The sequence below is a fragment of the Streptomyces sp. 7N604 genome (assembly GCF_052245475.1).
In the GTDB taxonomy this organism is placed as follows: domain Bacteria; phylum Actinomycetota; class Actinomycetes; order Streptomycetales; family Streptomycetaceae; genus Streptomyces.
Genome location: NZ_JBQQBX010000089.1, coordinates 1 through 1,706, shown reverse-complemented (window position 1 = coordinate 1,706; position 1,706 = coordinate 1). Strand labels below are relative to the sequence as shown.

At 68.7% G+C, this 1,706-nt stretch carries 1 protein-coding gene; it reads left to right on the top strand.

Annotated features, from left to right (window positions below; all coding sequences use genetic code 11):
• Window positions 1-1,706: non-ribosomal peptide synthetase (locus ACTWP8_RS38115; RefSeq protein WP_443326631.1), on the top strand; the 1,706-nt coding region annotated here is incomplete at both ends.

Here is a 1,706-nt window from a genome sequence, read left to right as displayed (position 1 = left end):
GAGCCGATCAGCCGAGCGGAGCTGCTGGATGCCGATGAGGCCCGCAGGCTGCTGGTGGAGTGGAATGACACCGGGCGTGTGGTGCCGTCGCTGTCGGTTTCCGAGTGGTTCGAGGAGCGGGTTGCGGGTGCTCCGGACGCGGCTGCGGTGGTGGCTGGGGATGTGGTGCTGTCGTATGCGGAGCTGAATGCGCGTGCCAATCGACTGGCCCGGTTGCTGGTCGGTCGGGGGGCGGGGCCCGGGCGGTTTGTGGCGGTGGCGTTGCCTCGGTCGGCGGATCTGGTGGTGGCGCTGCTGGCGGTGCTGAAGTCGGGTGCGGCGTATCTGCCGTTGGACACCGAGTACCCGGCTGACCGGCTCGCCTACATGCTCGAAGACGCGGTTCCGCAGTCGGTGCTGACGGTGGGTGAGCTGGATGGCTTGCTGCCGGAGGCGGATGCGCCGCGGGCGCTGATGGATGCGCCGGAGACGGTGGAGGAGCTGTCGCATCTGGCGGCGGGGAATCTGGACACCGGGGCGAGGCGCGGTGGGGTCTCTGCGCTGGATCCGGCGTATGTGATCTATACGTCGGGGTCGACGGGTCGCCCGAAGGGTGTGGTGGTGCCGGGTGGGGCGTTGGTGAATTTCCTGACTTCGATGGGTGAGGTGTGCGGGTTCGGGGTGGGTGACCGGTTGTTGGCGGTGACCACGGTCGGATTCGACATTGCGGGGCTGGAGTTGTTCGGGCCGTTGGTCAGTGGTGGGTGTGTGGTGGTGGCCGAGCGGGAGCGGGTGCGTGATCCGCGGGCGCTGGGCGATCTGATGGTTTCCGCTGGTGTGACGGTGATGCAGGCGACGCCGAGTCTGTGGCGTGCTGTGGTCGCTGAGGGTGTGCGGCTTGATGGTGTGCGGGTGCTGGTGGGGGGTGAGGCGCTGCCGGCCGATCTGGCGGGGTTGCTGGTCGAGCGGGCGGAGTCGGTGACGAATCTGTACGGGCCGACGGAGACGACGATCTGGTCCACGGCTTCGGTCGTCGAGGGGGTCGTGGAGGGTGCTCCGGGGATCGGTGGTCCGATTGCCAACACGCGGGTGTATGTGCTCGATGGGCGGTTGCGGCCGGTTCCGGTGGGGGTTCCTGGGGAGCTGTATGTGGCTGGTGAGGGGGTGGCGCTGGGGTATGTGAACCGGGCGTCGCTGACGGGTGAGCGGTTTGTGGCGGACCCGTTCGGTTCGCCGGGGTGTCGTATGTATCGGACCGGTGATCTGGTGCGGTGGTCGGCCGGGGGCGGCTTGGAGTATCTGGGCCGGGTCGATGACCAGGTCAAGGTGCGGGGTTTCCGTATCGAGTTGGGTGAGATCGAGTCTGTGCTCGTGTCGCATCCGCAGGTGGCGCAGGCTGCTGTGGTCGTGCGTGAGGAGCGGCCCGGGGACCAGCGTCTGGTGGGCTATGTCGTCGTGGGTGCCGGGGAGCTGGTGCCGCAGGCCGTGGATCTGCGGGGGCATGTCGCCGCGTCGCTGCCGGAGTACATGGTGCCCTCGGCGTTCGTGGGGGTGGAGGCTTTTCCGCTGACGCCCAACGGCAAGCTGGACCGGCGGGCTCTGCCCGCCCCGGACTACGGTCCGGAGTGGGTCGGGCGGGCCCCGCGCTCTCCCCGCGAGGAGATCCTGTGCGGCCTGTTCGCCGAAGTCCTCGGCCTGCCCGGCATCAGCATCGACGACAGCTTCTT